This window comes from Streptomyces kronopolitis (assembly GCF_014646275.1).
GTDB classification, from domain to species: domain Bacteria; phylum Actinomycetota; class Actinomycetes; order Streptomycetales; family Streptomycetaceae; genus Streptomyces; species Streptomyces kronopolitis.
Map to the genome: position 1 here is coordinate 222183 of NZ_BMND01000007.1, position 19471 is coordinate 241653.

Genomic DNA, 19471 nt, shown 5'->3' on the forward strand with positions numbered 1-19471 from the left:
CATGCTGCGCCCTTGATCTCGGCTCCGGTTTCGTCGCCTCCGTGCGACAGCACCGCCTGGTACAGCCAGGTGCGGAACCCGAACCGCACCGTGCACCGTCTGTCTGCGCAAACAGTCCGCGCACTCTGCGCCATGGCTCCTTCTTCGTGCAGTACGGCAGGAGCCCAAAAACGCCTGCACGTCCTCGGCCCGCTCTACGCGAAGCACCAGGTCCTTGTCCACGGACTGGGCCGCCTGTACCCCGAACGGCAGGGGCTGCCCGTCCACCGCGCCCAGCTTCGAAAGGAGCATGGCGTCGAGCATGGCTTGGTCCGCAGAAGCGACAGGGGCCAGTTGGTCAAAGCGTTGAAGTGCGCGGAGGCGCAGCCGCGCTCCTTCCAAGCCGCCCCCTGATCCGGGCAGCGAAGGCCCATGTCGACACAGCAACAGCACAGAGGAGATGACAAAGCCAAGCGCCGTAGGTTCTCTGCCGGTGCCCAGTGGTCGGGTCAGGCATCCAGAACTGGCCGCTTCCGAGGCGGGCGGGAGGAACCTAATCTATGCGCCCGTCAGGCTTCAACCGTGCCACGTGTTGATCCCTCGATTGCCGGTACGGGCCCAGGGGCTTCGATCTGCACGGCTTGTAGGGCCGAGCCTCAAATGGCGGGTGAAGGCCGGTTAGGCGGGGCGCCTCGCGGAACGGATTCAGTACACATGAGGGCGGGAAGCACCGGGAACGTGTGAGAACTACGGGGGAGTTTTTCTCCAGGCCAGACGTGGTGTAGGCGGTGTTTATGCAGGTCAGCTGCCTGACCGGATGCTTACCGGGCAGATGTCACAGGTTCGAATCCTGTTGTGCCCACCAGTAAAAAGACCCCCTGTCGATCACGGTAGGGGGTCTTTTCGCTCCGGAATGGACACCACCGGCCGCAGCCGTCGAACCCGGCTTCGCCCCGCCGGCTGCCCCGTCCGGCTCCCGCCTCACGCCGCGTGCCTCGCACGACGCGCCGCTACGCGCTCCTCGCGACCGCGGACCATGATCGCCATCCGGCTGTGGTCCACGATCTCCCGTACGGCTCGGGGCGGCCTGGCCGCGGCCGACGAAGCGCAACACCGCACCGTGGCCCCGGCTCACGGCGTTCGGCCGCCTCGGCTAGCCGAGCGCCGACAGGACCGGGAAGTCCGCGCCCAAGGGGGCCGGTGACGTGGCGAATTCGCCGAGGTAGGGGTAGGCGAGTTCGGCGATGAGGAAGAGGTTGGCGGCCACGAGGATGCTCACCGCGGCGACCATGCCGTAGTGGAGGCGCGGTTGCTGGGCGTCGAAGACGACGGAGAAGCCGAGGACCAGGCCGCTGTTCAGGAAGATCACCAGCCAGAGGGCCAAGGGCGGGCCGGTGTTGGTGCGTGCCTGGAGGAGGCGCTGGGCGCGTGCGGCGGTGAGGTCGCGCAGGGAGGCGAGGGAGCCGGTGAGGAAGGCGCGTTGGGAGTCGTTGCGCGGCGTGATGCTCTCGTAGGTGGTGTGCAGGCGGTGGAGTGCGTCCTCGGCTGCGGGCGTGGTGCGGCCCTTCGAGGCGCGCGGCCACTCGGCCGTCGCCGCGTGTCCGTACTCCACCAGGTTCTGCCGGATCCGTGCGGCCTCGGGCTTGCCGAACGCATCGGCGCTCCTGGCCAGCTGCACCGCCGCGGCGCCCTCGGCCCGGGTCGTCTGGTCCGCGGTGGTCACCTGGCCCCAGAGGGCGAGGACCATGAAGCCCATGAGGAACCCGTAGACCAGGCCGACGACGGGGTAGACGAACTGGGCCACCTCGTTGCGGCCGCCCGCCCGGAGGTGGGGGAAGCGGCGCCGGACGAGGACCTGGACGGCCGCCGTGCCGCCGCTGATCACGAGGACGAGCCCGGTCAGCAGCAACCAGGCCGGAACGTTGCTCACGAACCAACGGGCCACTGCCTCACGCTCCTGACGTACTCCACACCCCCACCACCGGCGCGGTGGCCAACGAACGCGCCGGGCTGCGGACACGCCTCTTCGCCCGCCCGGTGTGCCGAGTGACTGTTGTTCGCCGCAGGGGTGCTGTGTATCGTCGGGAGGGTGACTTGAAGTTTCAAGTAACTGGTCCGTGGGTTCGCGGGCCGGTCGTCGATCCGGGAAAGAGCGCGCTTCATGACGTCCCCCCTCAGCACTCTTGAGTCCTCCCGCCTCGCCGTTCCGAGGCGCGAGCAGTCCGCCGCGTACGGCCATGACGCCGGGCTGCTCGTGCTGCGGCTGGCGCTCGGGCTGACCATGGCGGCCCACGGCGCCCAGAAGCTGCTGGGCTGGTTCGGCGGGCCGGGGCTGGACGGGACCGGGCAGTTCTTCACGATGAGCGGCTATCCGGCCGGCCGGACGATGGCCGTCGTCGCCGGGCTGAGCGAGACGCTCGGCGGGCTCGGGCTGGCGGTCGGGCTGCTCACCCCGCTCGCCGCCGCGGCGGTCGTCGGCACGATGATCAACGCCCTGGCCGTGAAGTGGGGCGGGGGCTTCTTCGCGCCCAAGGGTGTGGAGTACGAGCTGCTGCTGACCATCGGCGCGGCGGCGCTCGCGCTGACCGGCCCCGGCCGTTTCGCCGCCGACCGCTTCCTGCCCGGTCTGCGGGTCCACCGGCCGGTCCGCGGCGTGGCCGCGCTGGTGCTGGCGGTGGTCGTGGCGGGTGTGGTGCTCATGGTCCGGAAGTGACACCGGCCGGCGGGCAGCGGGAGCCGGGCCGGGAACGGGGAGCGGGGCGGCACCACGGTGGTGCCGCGGCGGAAGAAGCGGAGAGCAGGGTCATGTCGGTACGACGTCTCAACCACGCGGTGCTCTACGTACGTGAGGTGGCGCGGTCCGTCGCCTTCTACACCGAGACCCTCGGGCTCACGGTGGATGTCGAGGTGCCGGGGCGGGCCGCTTTCCTCAGCGCCCCGGACTCGCTCAACGATCACGACCTGGGGCTGTTCGCCGTGGGCGCCGGGGCTCCCGGACCCGAAGCGGGACGGGTCGGGCTCTACCACCTCGCCTGGGAGGTCGGCACGCTCGGCGAACTCGTCGCCACACGGGTCCGGCTCGCGGAGCGGGGCGCCGTGCTGGGCGCCAGCGACCACCTGGTGGCGAAGTCGCTGTACGCCAAGGACCCGGACGGCAACGAGTTCGAGGTGATGTGGCGGGTCCCGCGGGAGGACTGGCCGGGCCCGGACCAGCCGGACCGGCTGCTGCCGCTCGATCTGTCGGCGGCACTGGACCGCTGGGGTCCGGACCTGGCGACGGGGGCGGCGGCGGGGTCTGCCACTTGAGGTGAGCGCCTGGTGGTGGGGGGACGGGTTGCGCCTGTCCGCCGGGGTGGCCCGGTCCTGATCGGGCTTCCCCGGCGCCTCGGGCTTCCTCGCCGGTTCGGACGTCGGAGGGTTTCAGGCGTCCGAGGGGTTCGGACGCCCGAGGGGTTCGGACGCCCGAGGGCTTCAGGCGTTCGACGGCGCCCGGTTCAGGCGTCCGAAGGCGCCCGGTTCAGACGTCGGAGGGGGCCCGGTTCTCCGGTGCCGTTAGGTTCTCGGGCGCCGTCCGCGCGTCCGGCCCCGCGTGACCGTCCGGCCGGGTCCGCCCCTCCGGCGGTGTCTGCTGTTCCTGTTGTGTCCGCTGTGCCTGCTGGGATCGGGCGCGCTCGGCTCGCTCCGTCCAGCGCTTCTCGACGCCGGACAGCCGCCAGTACGTCAGCGCCACGGCCCACACCGCGACGAACAGGCCGACGATGAGGAAGCCGACGTTGTCCAGGTCGAGGCCGGACACCCAGCCGGTCAGCGGGTCGCTGAGGGCGAGCTTGTCGTGCAGCACCGTCACCAGCTCGATCGTGCCGATGAAGAAGGCGACGGCGATCGAGAGACCGGTGATGGCGATGTTGTAGTAGACCTTGCGTACCGGGTTGGAGAACGCCCACTGGTAGGCGAAGTTCATGAACGTGCCGTCGAGGGTGTCGAACAGGCTCATGCCGGCGGCGAACAGCAGCGGCAGGCACAGGATCGCGTACCAGGGCAGACCGGCCGCGGCGCCGCTGCCCGCCATCACCATCAGGGTCACCTCGGTCGCGGTGTCGAAGCCGAGGCCGAAGAGGAAGCCGAGCGGGAACATCTGGCCGGGGCGGGTGACGGAGCGGGTGAACCGCCCCAGGAAGCGGTTCATGAAGCCGCGCGCGTCCAGCTGCCGCTCCAGTTCGGCCTCGTCGTAGCGGCCGTTGCGCATCCCGCGGAAGACCCGCCACATGCCGGACAGCGCGATGAGGTTGAGGGCGGCGATGAGGTAGAGGAACGTCCCCGAGACGGTGGTGCCGACCGTGCCCAGGATCTGGTGCGTGCGGGACTCGTCGTTGAGCAGGATGCCGGCGAGCTGGGCGCCGCCCGCCACGAGCGCGGCCATCGCGACGACCACGCTGGAGTGGCCGAGCGCGAACCAGAAGCCGACGGAGACCGGCCGCTTGCCGTCGGCCATCAACTTGCGGGTGGTGTTGTCGATGGCGGCGATGTGGTCGGCGTCGAAGGCGTGCCGCATGCCGAGGGTGTACGCGGTGACGCCCAGTCCGACGCCGAAAGCCCGGCTGCCGACGGTGTAGTGCTCGGGGACCACCAGGAGGAAGAGCACGCCGAAGGCGACGACGTGCAGCCCGGCTATGACGGCCATCAGGCCCGCGGTACGCAGGGTGTCCTGCCGGCGCCAGCGGAACGCGCCGGGGGCAGGGGTGGTCGGGGTATCGGTGGACAGGGCCATCCGGCGGTCACGCTCCAGCACCTCGTGGATCAGTTCGTGAGATGCCGTGGCCGGTCTCCTGGCTTGGGGGTACCTCCCTGCTCCTCAAGAGCTGAGGGAGGGTGTGCGCGTCCGCCCCCGCCTTCCCGGCCGCGGGCTGCGGTCAGTGGCGCCGCAGGGCATCATGCGCCTGCGGAAGGGGTGGAAACTCCCCGATCACAGTGGCGAGGGCCGCTCCGGACTGGGACCTCGAGGTCCGTCACCGGTCTTCCCGAACACCACGGCCCGGCCACTCTAACCGCCGTGGGGGAGGGGTGCGGTCCATGGGGCGGGTCCGGGAACGGGCGGGAGCGGGGGCCCGCCGGAAAGCCGGTCCTCACCAATCCAGGGAGCAGAGAAAGGCATGCAGCTCCTGGTCGAAGAGCGCGGTGTTCTCCAGATTGACCATATGGCCCGCGCCCGGTATCCGGATCCTGCGGGCGCCGGGGACGGACAGCGCTATCGCATGGGCGTTGGCGGAGATGTCGCTGCTGTCGAGATCGCCGTCGAACACGACCGTCGGCACCCGGACCTCCGCCAGCCGCCCGGCGGCACCGACCTCCAGGGACATCCCGGCTCCCCGCTCCTCGGCATGCACCTCCACATTGGCCTCGGCCGAGGCGCGCATCCGCTCGCGGAATCCCGGGTGCACCGCGGACGGTTCGCGATGCGGCCCATCCACCCACATCCGCAGGAAGTGCTCGATATAGCGCTCCGTGCCGTCCGCCGCACCGATCGCCGCCACCTGTTCCTTGATGTGCGCCAGGAGGAAGGGGTCGGTGAAGGCACGGCCGCTGATCCCGGGGGAGGCGAGCGCCAGGGCCGCCACCCGGTCGGGGCGGGCGAGGGCGGTGTCCAGCGCGACCCGGGCTCCGTGGGAGAGGCCCACCAGGACGGCACGGGGGACGTCGAGGGCGTCGAGGAGTGCGCAGAGGTCCTCGTGGTGGGCGTAGTCCCCGGCCACCGTGGAGGACAGGCCGTGGCCGCGGAAGTCGTAACGGATCGCGCGCAGGCCGGAGTTCACCAGCCAGGCGAACTGCTCGTCCCACATGTGCTGGTCGAGCATCGCGCCGTGCAGCAGCACCACCGCGGGACCCTCGCCCGCCGTCTCGTAGAACAGCTCACCCTCCTCGACCGGCACGATGCCGTTGTCGATCTCGGACCAGGCGGTGATTCTGCGGGTCATTCTCTGATCCGTCCTTTGTGCGTCGGATGCGGGGAGCTGGGCTGGATGCGACTGCCGTCTTGATTGCCTCGACTGTCGGTTTCCTCCGGTGGAACGTGCGAGCCGTTCCCGAGGTGCCGGAATTCCTCACCGAGTCGGTCGAGGACGCGCAGTGCGGTGCGGAGGTCCGCGGCGGGCAGGTCGGCCAGCCGCCGGTGCAGGTCCGCCGACTCGAAGCGCTGGATCCCGCGTATCGCCGCCGCGCCTTCGGTCGTGAGCCGGATCAGGGACGAGCGGCGGTGCGCCGGGTTGGGGGCCGTCACTGCCAGGCCCAGTTCGACGGCGTGGTTCACCCAGCGCTGCACCGGCTGCCGGTCGAGGTCCATCGCGCGCGCCAACTGCGGGACGGTCCGAGGGCCTTCGCTGTGCAGCGCGTCCAGCAGCGCGTGTTCGCCGGCGGTCAGGCCCGTGCCGGTCAGTTCGCGTTCCACCGCGCGCACGACCCTGCGGTGCAGCGGCCACAGGCGCCGGATGACGCCGTACAACAGTTCTTCGACCGGCGCGGGCGCCTCGTCGCGGTCCCGTGCGGTGGTGCGTTCGTCATCGCGCTCGATGTCGGGCTCGGCGGTCTGCTCGGTGATGTGCCCGGTGATGTGCTGTGCGGTCTTCATGGATTCCCCCTCGATGACACTCATGGTGTCATGCTGACACCGTTGATGTCGTTTGGGAAGGGGGCCGCCGCGGAAAGGAGTTGAGGAGGAAAGTGAGTCCGGAGGGAAGAAGTGAGTCCGGAGGGACTCGTGTGATCTGTGGGCGAAAATGGAAAGGGCGGACAGTGGATGAAGGTCTCTTTGCTGCGTGCGGTCGGAGTGGCCACGGCGGCGTACGGGGTGGCGGTGGCGGCGGCGCCCGGGCTGCTGGCCCGGCCCTCGGGGCTGGCCGGTGACGGCGGGCGGACCGCGCCGGAGGTCCGCACCTCGCTGCGTCCGCTGGCCTGGCGGGACGCGGTGAGCGGGCTGGCCATGGCGCTGGCTCCGGACGGGCCGGCGCTGCGTACCGCCGCATATGTGCGCATCGCGGCGGACTTCGGGGACGCGGTGCTGCTCGGAGCGACGCTGCCGGGCCGCGCCCGCCGGGTGGGGGCGGTGGCGGTGTCGGTCGGCTGGGGCGCCCTGTCGGTGGCCGGGCTGCTCGCCGACGGGCAGAAGCAAGAAGCCCGGAAGGGACCTACTCGCCCTCGGGGGGCGGGGCCTCGTCGCGGGTGAAGGTGACGACGAGGTCGGCGCGTGCGCGGGTGGCCGCCACGACGCGGGCGTTGGCCTCGTCCGAGGTGTGCACGAACCGCTCGGCGTCGGCCCGGGTGCGTCCGAAACGCTCATGCCGGTCGACCAGCCGCCGGATCCGCTCCGCGCCGTCCAGTTCCACGTACCAGACCTCGTCGAGCAGCGCGCGCACCCGTGACCACGGGGCGGTGTCGAGCAGGAGGTAATTGCCTTCCGTGACGATCAGCGGGAGGTGGGGGGCGACGGGGATGCTGCCGGCGACGGGCTCCTCGATGCGGCGGTCGAAGGCCGGGGCGTAGACGGCGGTGTCCGGTTCGGGGGAGCGCAGGCGGGCCAGGAGCGCCGCGTAGCCGGCGGGGTCGAAGGTGTCCGGCGCGCCCTTGCGGTCCGTGCGGCCCAGTCGGCGCAACTCCGCCTCGGCGAGATGGAAGCCGTCCATCGGCACCAGCGCCGCCTGACCGGCCAGCCCGGCCACGAGATGGGCGGCGAGGGTGGATTTCCCGGCCCCGGGCGGGCCGGTGATGCCGAGCAGCGGGCGGCGGCCGGGCGTCGCGGAGGCGGTGAGGCCGCGGGCGCGGGAGAGGAGGTACGGGAGATCCATGAGGCCTCCATCGTGCCTGAGCGGGTGGGGCGAGGCTCTTAACCCTCCCCGTCCCGGCGGGAGTCGGACGCGTCCCCGTCCGCGCATCCCAGGCGCCACAGGGACGTGACCTCGGCGGCGCGGGCCACGTGGAGCGGGTCGGAGGTGTCGCGGGCGCGCGGATGGCGGGGGGTGATGTCGAGGCGCTCCAGGACCGTCAGACCGGCGGCGGCGATGGCGTCGAGGAGTGCGGTGTGCGCACGCAGGCCGAGGTGTTCGGCGAAGTCGGAGAGGATCAGCCAGCCCTCGCCGTCCGGCGTCAGATGCGCCCCGAGACCGCTGAGGAAGCCGAGCAGCATCCGGTTGCCCGGGTCGTACACCGCGTGCTCCACGGGGGAGGTCGGTTTCGCGGGCACCCACGGGGGGTTGCAGACGACCAGCGGGGCGCGGCCGGCCGGGAACAGGTCGGCCTCGACCACCTCCACCTGTCCGGCGACGCCCAGCCGTTGGGTGTTCTCGCGGGCGCAGGCCAGCGCCCGCGGGTCCTGGTCGGTGGCCACGATCCGGCGCACCCCGCGCCGGGCGAGGACCGAGGCCAGCACGCCGGTGCCGGTGCCGATGTCGAACGCCAGCTCCCGGGAGGGCAGCGGGGCCTCGGCCACCAGGTCGACGTACTCGCCGCGGGCCGGGGAGAACACGCCGTAGTGGGGGTGGATGCGGTCGCCGCCGAGCGCCGGGATATCGACGCCCTTGCGGCGCCATTCGTTCGCGCCGATGAGGCCGAGCAGCTCGCGCAGCGAGACCAGGGAGGCGGTCGGATCCGCGCCCTCGGCGGCCTCGGGCGCAGCCTCCTCGCGGGCGGGCTCGGCGGGGCCGTACGCCCGGGCGCAGGCCTCGCGGACGTCGGGGGCGCGGTGCAGCGGGACGGCGAGGGTGGCATCGAGCGGGACCAGCAGCATGCCCAGGATGCGGGCGCGTTGGTTCTGCGCGGCGCGGTGCTGGTGGAACGCCTGGGTGACATCGGCGGGCGGCGTCCTGCGGGGACGGCGGTCGATGCGGCGGGTCATCGCCGTCAGCAGCTGGCGGGCGTTGTGGAAGTCGCCGCGCCACAACAGAGCGGTGCCCTCGCAGGCGAGCTTGTAGGCGTCGTCGGCCTTCGTCCGGTCGTCGGCGATGACGACGCGGCGGGGCGGCGGGGCGCCGTTCTCGGAGCGCCAACGGGCGGAACGGGCCTGGTCGGCCTCGGTCCATTCGACGACCGGCGGTTGGTTCACCGAGGTGCCTTCGTGTGTGTGGGCGGACCCCGCCGGGGCGCCGCCCCGGGGAGCGGTCCCGGTCCGGCGTCCGGGGAGCGACGAACGGCTCACACGAGACGGGGAGGGGGTGGTGTGGTGGGTGTGCCGGACGATTTTACTCCGGATCGGGGCCCCCTCTGCTCCCCTCTGCCCCGGCTGCGGGCCTCGCCTCCTTCGCGCGTCAGCCGGTGCCGAACGCCGCGGCGTAGCGCACCGTGCCGCGCGGGGGCGGGGAGCCGTCCAGGGAGAGCGCCAGGAAGGCCTCCTCCGGCCAGGGCTGCGGGGGCAGGATGCCGTACCGGGAGGCGGCCGGTACGAAGCCGAAGCGCGGGTAGTACGACGGGTGGCCGAGCACGATCGCGGTCCGCTCGCCGGCCGCCCGCGCCGCCGCCAGCAGCGCCCGGATCACCGCCGCACCCGCACCGCACCGCTGATACGCGGGCAGCACCGCGCAGGGAGCGAGCGCCACGGCGAGCTCCTCGCCGACCTGGCAACGGGTCAGCAGGGCATGGGCGGCCGGGGTGCCGTCCGGTGCGTCGGCGACCCAGGACAGCCCCGGCAGCCAGGCCGCCGGGTCGCGCCGCAGCGCCTCCACGAGGTCGGCCTCCCCGGGCGTCTCGAAGGCGGCGAGGTGGACGCGGCGGACGGCCGGCCGGTCGGCGGTGGTCTCGGGGCGCGGTCGCCAGACGCCGGGGGCGCCGGGGTCGTCCTCGTGACCGTGCGCTCCGTCGGGTGTGCCGGTGCCGCTCATGCGCGTCATCGTCGCACCGGGGTCCGGCGCCCGGCCAGCGGATTTCGGTGCGTCGACGGGCCTCGGCGGCGGGACGGACGCGCCCCGGGTGCCGCAACGGCAGCGCCAAAACGGACCCGTCCCCGGACCCGTCAACGGACCCGCTACCGGGACCCGTCCCCGGCCGCCCCTCAATGCGTAACGGGCCGTTCCGGGCGGCGGCGCATCAGGAAGGCGGCGGCCGAGCCGGCGGCGAAGAGGGCGGCGACCGAGAGGGCCGTGCTGACCCAGGACGTGCCGAGCCACTGGCCGCCGAAGTAGCCCAGGCTCACGCTGTAGGCGGCCCAGGCCAGACCGGCCAGCGCGGACCAGGGCAGGAACTCGCGGACCGTGCGGTGGGCGACCCCGGCGCCCAGGCTGACCACGGACCGTCCGGCGGGTGCGAAGCGGGCCAGGACGACGACGATGCCGCCGCCCCGGCTCAGCGCGGTACCGAGCCGCCGCTGCGCCGCGGTCAGCCGGCGGGAGCGGCCTATGGCGCGGTCGAAGCGGTCGCCGCCGCGCCAGGCGAGCCGGTAGGCGACCATGTCGCCGAGGACGGAGGCGGTGGCGGCGCACAGCAGCAGCGCGAACACCCCGGCCAGATGGGCGCCGTCGTGGACGGACGCGGCTTCGACCCGGCCGACCGCGTGCGCGGCACCGCCGGCGTCGGCGGAGGTGGTGGCCGCGGCGATCACCAGGATCCCGCTCGGCAGGATCGGGACGAAGACATCGAGCACGATCGAGCAGCTGACGACCACATACACCCACGGGGTGCCGCTGAGGGACCCCAGGCTTTCCAACAACGTCCCACTCCTGGTCCGAACCCCGCCGCGACGTCGCTCGGTGTGCGGCAGGGGCGGCCCTTCAGCCATACAGCGTACGCCTGGGTCTTCGCGCCCCGTCCGGGTGGGTGGACGGGGCGCAAAGACCCAGGCGTACGGGCCGGGGACACCGCACGGCCCGCACGGCGGGGAAGCCGTGCGGGCCGGGGGACATGCGGGCGCCGGGGTGCGCCGGGGACGGTGCGTCAGACGGTGGACGGCTCCTGCTGAGCGACCGGGGCCGCCGTCCGGGTGCGCGCGCCGAAGAAGACCCGGTCCAGCGCCCAGGAGCCGGGGCCGGTGAAGAAGACCAGCAGGAAGGCCCAGGCGAACATCGCGGCCGCCTCGCCGCCGTTCTGGATCGGCCACAGCGCCGTGCCCTGGTGGGTGGAGAAGTAGGCGTACGCCATCGAGCCGGAGCTGAGCAGGGCCGCGGGGCGGGTGCCCAGGCCGAAGATCACCAGGAGGCCGCCGGCCAGCTGGATCACGGCGGCGTACCAGCCCGGCCAGCTGCCGGTGGGGACGGTGCCGCCCTGGCCCATGGCGCCGCCGAGGACACCGAAGAGCGAGGACGCGCCGTGGCAGGCGAAGAGCAGCCCGACGACGACGCGGAAGACGGCGAGGACGTGCGGGGTGCATCTCTGGAGGAATGCGTCCAGGGGTACGGACATGTGGGGGCTCCTACGGTTTTTTCGGGGACGGGTAACCGCTGGAGGCACAGGTTAGGGACACCTAATCAGTACTTGCAAGTTCAACCTCTGGCCATACCGGACCTTTGGCCAGAAGCCGCCGCTCGGGCAGCCGGAACCGTGTCCCCGCCCGCCCCGGAGGCCGTGCCGGTGCCCGCCCCGGAGGCCGTGTGCCCGCCCGCGACCGCGGCCCGCAGCGCCGCCCGCGCCACCGCGTCCGTGTCGGCGAGGGTGACCGACCCCACCCCGGGGCGGGCCCCGGCCGCCGTCACCCAGTGCGCGCCCTCCGTCGGCACCCCCACCGCGAACCGCCGCGGATGGGGCCGGCCGTCGGCCCCGATCAGGTGGAACGGGCTCGGCGACACATCGAGCCCGCCCGTCTCGTAGCCGTCCACGGTGTGCGGACGGCAGTCGCCGTCGGCCAGCAGCCGGGCCAGCAGCGGATCCCCGGTGCGCCGCAGGTCCGGCTCCGGCAGCCGTGCCTCGATCAGGGCCGCCGCCGTCACCTCCGACCCCGCCACCTCCGGGGAACGGGCGGTGAAACCGGGCCCGCCGCCGTCGGCGGTGCCGGGCCGGACCGCCATCCGCGGGCCGATCACGTCCAGCACCCCCGCCTCGATCAGCGCGGTCATCTCCTCGATCCGGCGCCGCGGCGGACCGATGGACAGGAAGGCGTTGAACGGGGTGTACCAGCGGTCCAGATGGTCCCGGCGGGAGGTGCCGGCCAGCCCGCCGTGGTCGACGATCCGCCGCAGCTCGTTGCGCAGATCCCGCAGGACGTCGAGGGCCGCCTTGACCGGGCCGGACACATTGTTCTGCCGGGCGTGCGCGATGTCCGTGCGCAGATGGTCCAGCAGCCAGGCGCGGAAGGCCGCGCGGTCGGCGAAGGACCGCTCCGCGTGCGGCCGGGCCAGGCGGTCCCAGTCCCAGCGCGCGGCCGGCGCGATGCCGAAGGCGTCCAGGGCGGCGGCCTCCTCGGGACCGCGGTGCGCGGCGGCCAGGAACCGCTCCCGGAACCGGTGCACCCGCTCGCCGCCCGCGCCTTGCCCCGCGAGCAGCGCCTCGTAGTAGACCGCCTCCACCTCCTTGGCCACCAGGGGCCAGACCTCCGCCAGGAAGTCGGGGCGGTCGCCGGAGTCGGCGCGCTTGCGGAACGCCGCGGTGACGTCCGGTGTGAGCAGCAGCGGCAGATGGCGGCCATGAGCGCCCTTCGCGTTGTCGCCGCGTGCGTGGTACGGGATGCCGCGGCGGGAGCCCGCGTAGAGCCGCGGCTCCCGGCCGGACGGCAGATACACCGGCGTCCCGTCCTCGCGGCGGACGAACCGGCCGCCGCGGCCCGTCGTCAGCAGCGCCATGTGGTCGAAGAAGGTGAGGCCCAGGCCGCGAAGGAGTACCGGGCGGCCCGGGGCCAGCGCCGCCAGCTCGGCGGTGAGGTCGGCGGGGTTGGCCGGCGGCAGATAGTCCAGACCGTGCCCGGCGGCGTGGTCGGCCAGCCGCCGCTGCTCGTCGTCCGGTGCGGTCGGCAGATGGCCCTGGGCGAGGACCACCGCCGCCAGGCCGTCCAGCGTCCGGCCGTCGTCGAGGGCCAGCGACTGCGCACCGTCGGGCGCCTCGGTCAGCCGCACGGCCCGGGCCCGGTGCGTCACCACCGTCACCCCGGGGGGAGCGGTGCGCACCGTGCGGCGGAAGACCCACTCCAGATAGCGGCCGTACAGCGCCCGCCCCGGATAGTCGTCCGGGCCGACCCCGCAGCCCTCCCAGTCGTACAGGCTCGGCCCGGGGGATATCGGGCCGGCGCACTCGACGCTGTCGTCGGTGAACAGCGTGATCTGCGAGGCCACCGTGTTCATCAGCAGCTCGGACGGCTGGGCGGTGCGCCACACCTGCCCGGCGCCCGGCGGGGCCGGGTCGATGACATGGACGGTCAGCGCGGTGCCCGGGGCCAGTTCGGCGGCCGAGGCGCAGAGCCGCTCCAGCACGCTCGTGCCGCGCGGTCCGGCGCCCACCAGGGCGAGGGCGGACCGGGGGCGATCGGCGAGACGGTCGGCGGCCATGGACAGGCCCTCCCTGAAGCGGCGGACGGCCGGCACCCCCGGGGCGCCGGGCCGCCCGGGTGCGGGCGACGGGCAAAGACGCGCCCTATCATCACCGCCCCGGGCCCGGCCGCGACACCGGGGTGCGGCACCGGACGACACCCCTCCGGTTGCCCCCGCAGCGCGGCGCCGGCCGTTCACGGACGCCGGACCGCCCGCCTCCTCCGCCCTACGGCCGTTCCGTCCCCGGTACCGGACCGCCCGCACCGGTGGATTCCCCGTCAGGGCGGGCAGCGGCCACCTCGGCGCGCCAGACCGTATCGAGTCGGACACCGCCCGACCGCTCCCGGCGGGCCTGATCCAGGGCCAGCCGCGCCGCACGGCCCGCCAGCGTCAGCGTCATCAGCTGGTTGCCGAACCACGGGCCGCCCGTGCGCCGCCACTTCACCGGCGGCCGGGGCAGCCGCCCGTGCCGGGCCAGCAGCTTGCCCAGCCACCGCCCCGGGCGGCTCCAGCCGAAGCGGAAACCGGCCTGCAGCACGCCGGGAATGCTGTTGTGGACGGGCGAGCAGGTCAACTGCAGCACCCGGCTCGCGGGGTGCGGTCCGGGGCCGCGCCGCCGCGGCTCGGCCACATAGGCGTGGTGCACGTCCCCGGACAGCACACAGACCGTCGCCGGCGCCCGGTCGCCCGAGCCCGCCTCCGCGATCAGCTCGTGGAGCGCGGCGAACGACTCGGGGAACGCCGCCCAGTGCTCCAGGTCGGCGCGCTGGCGCAGGAACTCGCTGCGCCGGGCCCAGCGCGGGCCGCGCGCACCGGCGCACAGCGCGGCGTTCCAGCCCTCGGCGGCATGGACGAGGTGCGGCAGCAGCCAGGGCAGCGAACTGCCGAGCAGCAGATGGTCGTAGCCGCCGCGCCCTTCCAGCACCGCCTGCCGCAGCCACTCGCCCTCGGCCTTGTCGAGCATGGCGCGGCCGCCCTCCTCCAGGACGCGGCCGGCCCGGGTGTCGATCATGACCAGGCGCACCCGGCCGAAGTCCCGGCGGTAGCTCCAGCGCACGCCCGCCGGATCGCGGTCCGCGGCGGCCGCGAACTCCCGTACCAGGTCCGTGCCGTCCTCGGCGGCCCGCACCCGGGCGTACAGCGCGTCGGCGGCCAGTTCCGCGGGCGCCAGATTGCCCAGGTGCTGGTGCACCCAGTACGACATCAGACCGCCGAGGATCCGCTCGCGCCACCACGGGGTCGCCCGCATCCGGGCCAGCCAGGCCGCCGAGGTGTTCCAGTCATCGATCACATCGTGATCGTCGAAGACCATGCAGCTGGGGACCGTGGACAGCAGCCACCGGACCCGCGGGTCGAGCCAGGACTCGTAGTAGAGGTGGGTGTATTCCTCGTAGTCGGCTACCTGCGTCCACGGCGGCTCGGTGACATCGCGGCGGTCGGCCAGTACACGTGCGGTGGCCCGGGAGGTCTGGTCGGCGTAGACCTGGTCGCCCAACAGCAGCAGCACGTCCGGGCGTTGGCGGGCGGGGTCGGCGGCGAGGGCGGCGGCGAGGGCGTCCAGGGCGTCCGGGCCGACCGGGTCGTGCGAGACGTCCGACGGCGTCGCGGACCAGCGGCACGAGCCGAAGGCGAAGCGCAGCGGCTGCTCCGGGGAGGCGGGCAGGGTGCGGAGGGTGCTCGCGGGGAAGGGGTTGCCGGGTGGCGGCCAGACCTGCTCCCCGCCACCGCCGGGCGGTGCTCCCGGCTCGTCCAGCAGCACCCGGTAGGGCGTCTCGCTGCCGGGCGCCAGACCGGTCACCGGGACCAGCGCGTAGTGGTGCCCGGCCACCTGCCAGGTGCGTTCCGCGCCGTGCGCCCCGCCGTCGCAGCGGATCCGCACCTCGCACGGCCGGTCGGTCTCCACCCACACGGTCGCGCTGGTGGCATCGACGTACCGCAGCAGCGGTCCCAAACGCAGTCCGGCCATCGGCGCCTCCCCTTGTCGTGGGTCAGAGGATAGGAGCACACCGCGCGGGGCGTCAGCCGGGTGGCGGCGCGCCCGCCGGCCGGAGCGGTCCGGCCGGCCGGGCGGGCGCCGGGAGGGAGGGCTCAGCAGCCGTCGAGGATCTTCTTCAGCGCGGCCTTCTCGGCGGAGTCCGCGGTCATGCCGTACTCATGCTTGACCCACACCCACATCCGCGCGTACTCGCAGCGGTACGAGGTCTTCGGCGGCAGCCACTTCGCCGGGTCCTTGTCCCCCTTCTCCTGGTTGAGGTTGTCGGTGACGGCGATCAGCTGGGAGTGGGTGAGGTCGTTGGCCAGCTCCTGGCGGCGCGCGGTGGTCCACTGCGCGGCGCCCGACTTCCACGCCTCGGACAGCGGTACGACATGGTCGATGTCGAGGTCGTCCGCCTTGGTCCAGGTCGCCCCGTCGTAGGGCGAGACCCACTTGCCGCTCACCGCCGCGCAGCCGCTGTCCTGCTGCACGTTCGTGCCGTCCCGCTTGAGGACCACCTCGCGGGTGTTGCAGTTCTTGCCCTGGTCGATCCAGTGCGGGAACTTGTCGCGGCTGTAGCCGTCCTGCGGGCCCTCGGGCTGCTCCTTGAGGGCGGCGAGATAGCTGCGTGCGGTGGCCGCGCCCGGGGGGCTGGGCGGCGCTGCCTGGGCGGACTGGCCGCTGAACACCAGCGTGCCGACCAGAGCGGCGGCCGCGCCCGCGGCGATGGAAACTCGACGCGCGTAGACCTTTGCCATCGAAACTCCCTGTATGTGGGGGGAAGTTGCCGTGCGGTGCCGCCCCATGGTGGTGACGTGGGGTTTCCACGGGATGGGCACCAGGTAACAGCCTGGCGACATGCTCACGTCACTTCAAGGGCTGACGGGTGGCCAGAACCGCAGGGCGGCACTCCGGTTGAACCGCTCCCGCGCGTACGCCCCCGTCCGCGCCCCTACAGTGAGCGCGTGCTGCTGCCGGTCAACGCCACCCTCGGGGTCGTCCTCGCCGTCCTGCTGATCGCCGCCGTCGCCCTCGCCGCCGCGGCACGCCTCGGCCATGCCCGCGCCATCGCCGTCGCCGGACTGCGCGCGGCCGCCCAACTCGCCGCCGTCTCCTACCTCATCGGCTGGGTGGTGCACGCGCTCCCGTGGCTGCTGTGCTTCCTGCTGCTGATGTTCTCGGTGGCGGTACGGACCGCCGGCCGCCGCATCACCCGGAACCGCACCTGGTGGTGGGCCGCCGTCCCGATCGCCGCCGGGGCCGTCCCGGTCGTCGTCCTGCTGCTGCTCACCGGGCTGGTCCCGCCGCGCGGGCTGAGCCTCGTCCCCGTCACCGGCATCCTGATCGGCGGCGCGCTGACCGCCACCGTGCTGGGCGGGCGGCGGGCGCTGGACGAGCTGGAGATGCGGCACGGCGAGTTCGAGGCGGGGCTCGCGCTGGGGCTCCTGGACCGGGAGGCGCGGATGGAGGTCGCCCGCCCGGCCGCCTCGGACGCCCTGCTGCCGGGGCTCGACCAGACCCGGACGGTGGGGTTGGTCACACTCCCCGGCGCGTTCGTCGGCATGCTGCTGGGCGGCGCCTCGCCCGTGCAGGCCGGAGCGGTCCAGCTGTTCGTGCTGGTCGCCCTGCTGGCGGTGCAGGCGGCGGCCTGCGCGGTGGTGCTGGAGCTGGTCGCGCGCGGGCGGCTGCACCGCGTACCCTCGGGGGCAGCAGAAGGGGAGTAGCTCTCTGCCGGACCGTCGACATAATGCTCTCCCGTCGTCCGACCACCTCTGGTGGAGCGCGTAGCGCGCGGTGACGACGTGGCGAGCCGGCGCCCGGAGCGACGTACGCACCGTACGGCGCCAGCGAGACCTTCGGCCGCAGTGTTTGACGCTGCCGTGCCGAAGCGACCCCTTTCCCGGGCCTCTTTGGTGCGGCCCGACCGATCGAGGTATGCCACCCCGTGTTCAGCTTCACCATCGCCGCCGTCGTCTTCGGCGTCGTCTTCCTCGCCGAACTGCCCGACAAGACCGCTCTCGCCGGCCTGATGCTCGGCACCCGCTACCGCGCCTCGTACGTCTTCGCCGGTGTGGCCGCGGCCTTCCTGGTGCATGTCGCGCTCGCCATCGCCGCGGGCAGCGTGCTGACCCTGCTTCCGCACCGCTGGGTGCAGGGCGTGGTCGGTGTCCTCTTCCTGGCGGGCACCGCCGTGCTGCTCTTCCGGAAGGACGACGACGAGGAAGAGGTGAAGAAGCCCGCCGACCAGAGCTTCTGGAAGGTCTCCGGGGCGGGCTTCATGATGATCCTGGTCGCCGAGTTCGGCGATCTGACCCAGATCATGACCGCCAACCTCGCGGCCCGCTACGACGCCCCGCTCTCGGTCGGCGTCGGCGCCGTGCTGGCCCTGTGGGCCGTGGCGGCCCTGGGCATCCTGGGCGGCCGCACCCTCATGAAGTACGTCCCGCTGCGGGTCGTCACCAAGGTCGCGGCGTGCGTGATGCTCGTCCTGGCGGGCTTCAGCCTGTACGAGGCGATCGCGGGCTGAGGCGGGGCGGGCGGGTCTGCCGGGTCCGGGGCGAGCCTGCCGGGCTCCGCCCCCTCCTGTGAGTGCAGTGAGTTCAGCGCGTGAGGTGGACGGCGAGCACGCCGTCCGCCCGGGCCTCGACGCGGACCTGGGTCAGGTCGCGCACCTGCACGGTGGGGGCGAAGGCGGCGGCGCGGTCGCCGACGCCGATCACCCGCATGCCGGCCGCCCGGCCCGCCTCGATGCCCGCCTCGGAGTCCTCGAAGACCAGGCAGTCCTCCGGGGCGAAGCCCAGTTCGGCGGCGCCCTTGAGGAAGCCCTCGGGGTCGGGCTTGCTGGCGCCCACGCTCTCGGCCGTGATCCGCACCTCCGGCATGGGCAGCCCGGCCGCGCCCATCCGGGCGTCCGAGAGCGCGATGTCGGCGGAGGTCACCAGGGCGTGCGGGAGGCCGGCCAGGGCGGCCATGAAGGCGGGTGCGCCGGGGACCGGTTCCACGCCGTCCATGTCGGCGGTCTCCTGCGCCAGCATCCGGCGGTTGTCCGCCAGGTTGCGCTCCATCGGGCGGTCCGGGAGCAGCGCGGCCATGGTCGCCCAGCCCTGCCGTCCGTGGACGACGGCGAGCACCTCGGCCGCGTCCAGCCCCTGCTCGGCGGCCCAGCGCCGCCAGCAGCGCTCGACGACGGCCTCGGAGTTCACGAGGGTGCTGTCCATGTCGAGCAGCAGCGCGCGGGCGGTGAGCGTGGTGGTGGCCGTCATCGGCGGGCTCCTCGGCGCTAGGTCGTGTCCGCGAAGTCCCGTCCGCCCCGCGGCCCTGCGGGCGAACGGCGGGACTTCGACGGCGGCCCCTGGCGGGCGTGCGGCCGGCGGGCCCGGCCGCGAAGAAGGTCAAGTGGTTCCGCCCGCCGGTCAGGGAGTGCGGGCGGAACCACTTTGTTTGACCACGATACAAAACGTTTCGGGGTGCCGACAACCGCCCCGGTCAGCGCCCTCGTCACGGGGGCTACGGCGGGTCGGTACGGGCCTCCAGGGACGCCCGCGTCCGCGGCCCGTAGACGCCGTCCGGATCGCCGGTCACCCCGTAGCGCCGCTGGTACTGCGAGACGGCGGCCCGCACCTCGGCGTCGTAGCGGCCGCCGCCCGCGCCCTGGTACAGGCCCAGCTGCCGCAGCCGCTCCTGCAACTCCGCCACCTCCGGACCGGCGGCCCCCTCGCGCAGCACCGGCGCCCCGGTGGGCGGCGCGCTGGGGGTCGGGCTGCCGGGGGAGACGGAGACGCTGCCGGACGCCCTGGTGGGAGCGGGGGTGCGGGGTCGGCCGGTGCCGGGGAGCAGCACGGTGGCCGAGGACGGGCCGGTGGCGGTGGCCTCCGGTGACGGGGAGCGGTGCGCGGCGGGGGAGGAGGCGGTCCCGCTCGGGGTGGGGGCGTCGGCGGTGGGGAGCGCGGCGCTGGGGGAGGCGGTGCTCCGGTCGGGCGGCGCCGCCCGGTCCCGGGCGCCGCCGGACAGCGCATCGGTACCGATCAGGGCCGCCGCGACGGCGGCCGCGGCGCCGGTGGCCAGCAGCAGCCGGGGCCGCCGGGCGCGG

19 protein-coding genes and 1 riboswitch are annotated in these 19471 nt (G+C 73.6%); of the genes, 5 read left to right on the top strand and 14 right to left on the bottom strand.

Going from position 1 to position 19471, the window contains the following annotated elements; genetic code table 11:
* Window positions 1-1132: 1132 nt before the first annotated feature.
* A complete protein-coding gene (locus IEY78_RS11535; protein ID WP_229699861.1) occupies window positions 1133-1909 on the bottom strand; it encodes a bestrophin-like domain in 777 nt (258 codons plus the stop codon).
* A 231-nt stretch (window positions 1910-2140) separates the two neighbouring features.
* Between IEY78_RS11535 and IEY78_RS11540 the strand changes: the two genes are divergently transcribed.
* Both IEY78_RS11540 and IEY78_RS11545 read left to right on the top strand, forming a co-directional pair.
* Window positions 2141-2692 (top strand): DoxX family protein, encoded by a 552-nt coding sequence (locus tag IEY78_RS11540; protein ID WP_189097564.1) that lies wholly within the window; start codon window positions 2141-2143, stop codon window positions 2690-2692.
* A 92-nt stretch (window positions 2693-2784) separates the two neighbouring features.
* Complete coding sequence (locus IEY78_RS11545) at window positions 2785-3285, top strand: VOC family protein (RefSeq protein ID WP_189097565.1); 501 nt, start codon at window positions 2785-2787, stop codon at window positions 3283-3285.
* A gap of 211 nt (window positions 3286-3496) precedes the next feature.
* On the opposite strand, the gene nicT is transcribed toward IEY78_RS11545, so the two are convergent.
* The 3 genes from nicT to IEY78_RS11560 form a co-directional block, all read right to left on the bottom strand.
* Window positions 3497-4747, bottom strand: coding sequence for a Nickel transporter NicT (gene nicT / locus IEY78_RS11550; protein ID WP_229699869.1), 1251 nt, complete (start codon window positions 4745-4747; stop codon window positions 3497-3499).
* 31 nt (window positions 4748-4778) lie between these two features.
* Window positions 4779-5024, bottom strand: a riboswitch (cobalamin riboswitch).
* A 78-nt stretch (window positions 5025-5102) separates the two neighbouring features.
* The gene (locus IEY78_RS11555) at window positions 5103-5951 is read right to left on the bottom strand and encodes an alpha/beta fold hydrolase (RefSeq protein WP_189097567.1); all 849 of its coding nucleotides are present in this window, start codon (window positions 5949-5951) and stop codon (window positions 5103-5105) included.
* The gene (locus IEY78_RS11560; protein WP_229699862.1) at window positions 5948-6625 is read right to left on the bottom strand and encodes a MarR family winged helix-turn-helix transcriptional regulator; all 678 of its coding nucleotides are present in this window, start codon (window positions 6623-6625) and stop codon (window positions 5948-5950) included. Before IEY78_RS11560 ends, IEY78_RS11555 begins: the two co-directional genes overlap by 4 nt.
* A gap of 144 nt (window positions 6626-6769) precedes the next feature.
* Between IEY78_RS11560 and IEY78_RS11565 the strand changes: the two genes are divergently transcribed.
* Window positions 6770-7195, top strand: a complete 426-nt coding sequence (locus tag IEY78_RS11565) for a hypothetical protein (RefSeq protein WP_189097568.1) — start codon at window positions 6770-6772, stop codon at window positions 7193-7195.
* Here IEY78_RS11565 and IEY78_RS11570 read toward each other — a convergent pair.
* From IEY78_RS11570 to IEY78_RS11605, 8 genes are all read right to left on the bottom strand, one after another.
* Window positions 7158-7814: a nucleoside/nucleotide kinase family protein gene (locus tag IEY78_RS11570; protein ID WP_189097569.1), complete on the bottom strand. Its 657-nt coding sequence runs from the start codon at window positions 7812-7814 to the stop codon at window positions 7158-7160. The two genes, IEY78_RS11565 and IEY78_RS11570, sit on opposite strands and share 38 nt — an antisense overlap.
* Window positions 7815-7852: 38 nt before the next feature.
* Entirely contained in the window at window positions 7853-9067 is a 1215-nt protein-coding gene (locus IEY78_RS11575) for a methyltransferase (RefSeq protein WP_189097570.1), read from the bottom strand.
* 202 nt (window positions 9068-9269) lie between these two features.
* Window positions 9270-9839: a GNAT family N-acetyltransferase gene (locus tag IEY78_RS11580; protein ID WP_189097571.1), complete on the bottom strand. Its 570-nt coding sequence runs from the start codon at window positions 9837-9839 to the stop codon at window positions 9270-9272.
* A gap of 170 nt (window positions 9840-10009) precedes the next feature.
* Window positions 10010-10663: a DedA family protein gene (locus IEY78_RS11585; protein WP_189097572.1), complete on the bottom strand. Its 654-nt coding sequence runs from the start codon at window positions 10661-10663 to the stop codon at window positions 10010-10012.
* A gap of 224 nt (window positions 10664-10887) precedes the next feature.
* Window positions 10888-11352, bottom strand: a complete 465-nt coding sequence (locus IEY78_RS11590) for a DoxX family protein (protein ID WP_189097573.1) — start codon at window positions 11350-11352, stop codon at window positions 10888-10890.
* 80 nt (window positions 11353-11432) lie between these two features.
* Entirely contained in the window at window positions 11433-13424 is a 1992-nt protein-coding gene (locus tag IEY78_RS11595) for an FAD/NAD(P)-binding protein (protein ID WP_189097574.1), read from the bottom strand.
* Between the two features lie 208 nt (window positions 13425-13632).
* Window positions 13633-15372: an alkaline phosphatase D family protein gene (locus IEY78_RS11600; RefSeq protein WP_189097575.1), complete on the bottom strand. Its 1740-nt coding sequence runs from the start codon at window positions 15370-15372 to the stop codon at window positions 13633-13635.
* A 122-nt stretch (window positions 15373-15494) separates the two neighbouring features.
* A complete protein-coding gene (locus tag IEY78_RS11605; RefSeq protein WP_189097576.1) occupies window positions 15495-16139 on the bottom strand; it encodes an HNH endonuclease family protein in 645 nt (214 codons plus the stop codon).
* 207 nt (window positions 16140-16346) lie between these two features.
* On the opposite strand from IEY78_RS11605, the gene IEY78_RS11610 reads away from it, so the two are divergent.
* Window positions 16347-17105, top strand: a complete 759-nt coding sequence (locus IEY78_RS11610; RefSeq protein WP_189097577.1) for an ABC transporter permease — start codon at window positions 16347-16349, stop codon at window positions 17103-17105.
* Window positions 17106-17326: 221 nt separating this feature from the next.
* Window positions 17327-17908: a TMEM165/GDT1 family protein gene (locus tag IEY78_RS11615; protein WP_189097578.1), complete on the top strand. Its 582-nt coding sequence runs from the start codon at window positions 17327-17329 to the stop codon at window positions 17906-17908.
* Window positions 17909-17981: 73 nt separating this feature from the next.
* Here IEY78_RS11615 and IEY78_RS11620 read toward each other — a convergent pair whose 3' ends face one another.
* Both IEY78_RS11620 and IEY78_RS11625 read right to left on the bottom strand, forming a co-directional pair.
* Entirely contained in the window at window positions 17982-18644 is a 663-nt protein-coding gene (locus IEY78_RS11620; protein WP_189097579.1) for an HAD-IA family hydrolase, read from the bottom strand.
* A gap of 244 nt (window positions 18645-18888) precedes the next feature.
* Window positions 18889-19471: peptidoglycan-binding domain-containing protein (locus tag IEY78_RS11625; protein WP_189097580.1), on the bottom strand; the 583-nt coding region annotated here is incomplete at its 5' end.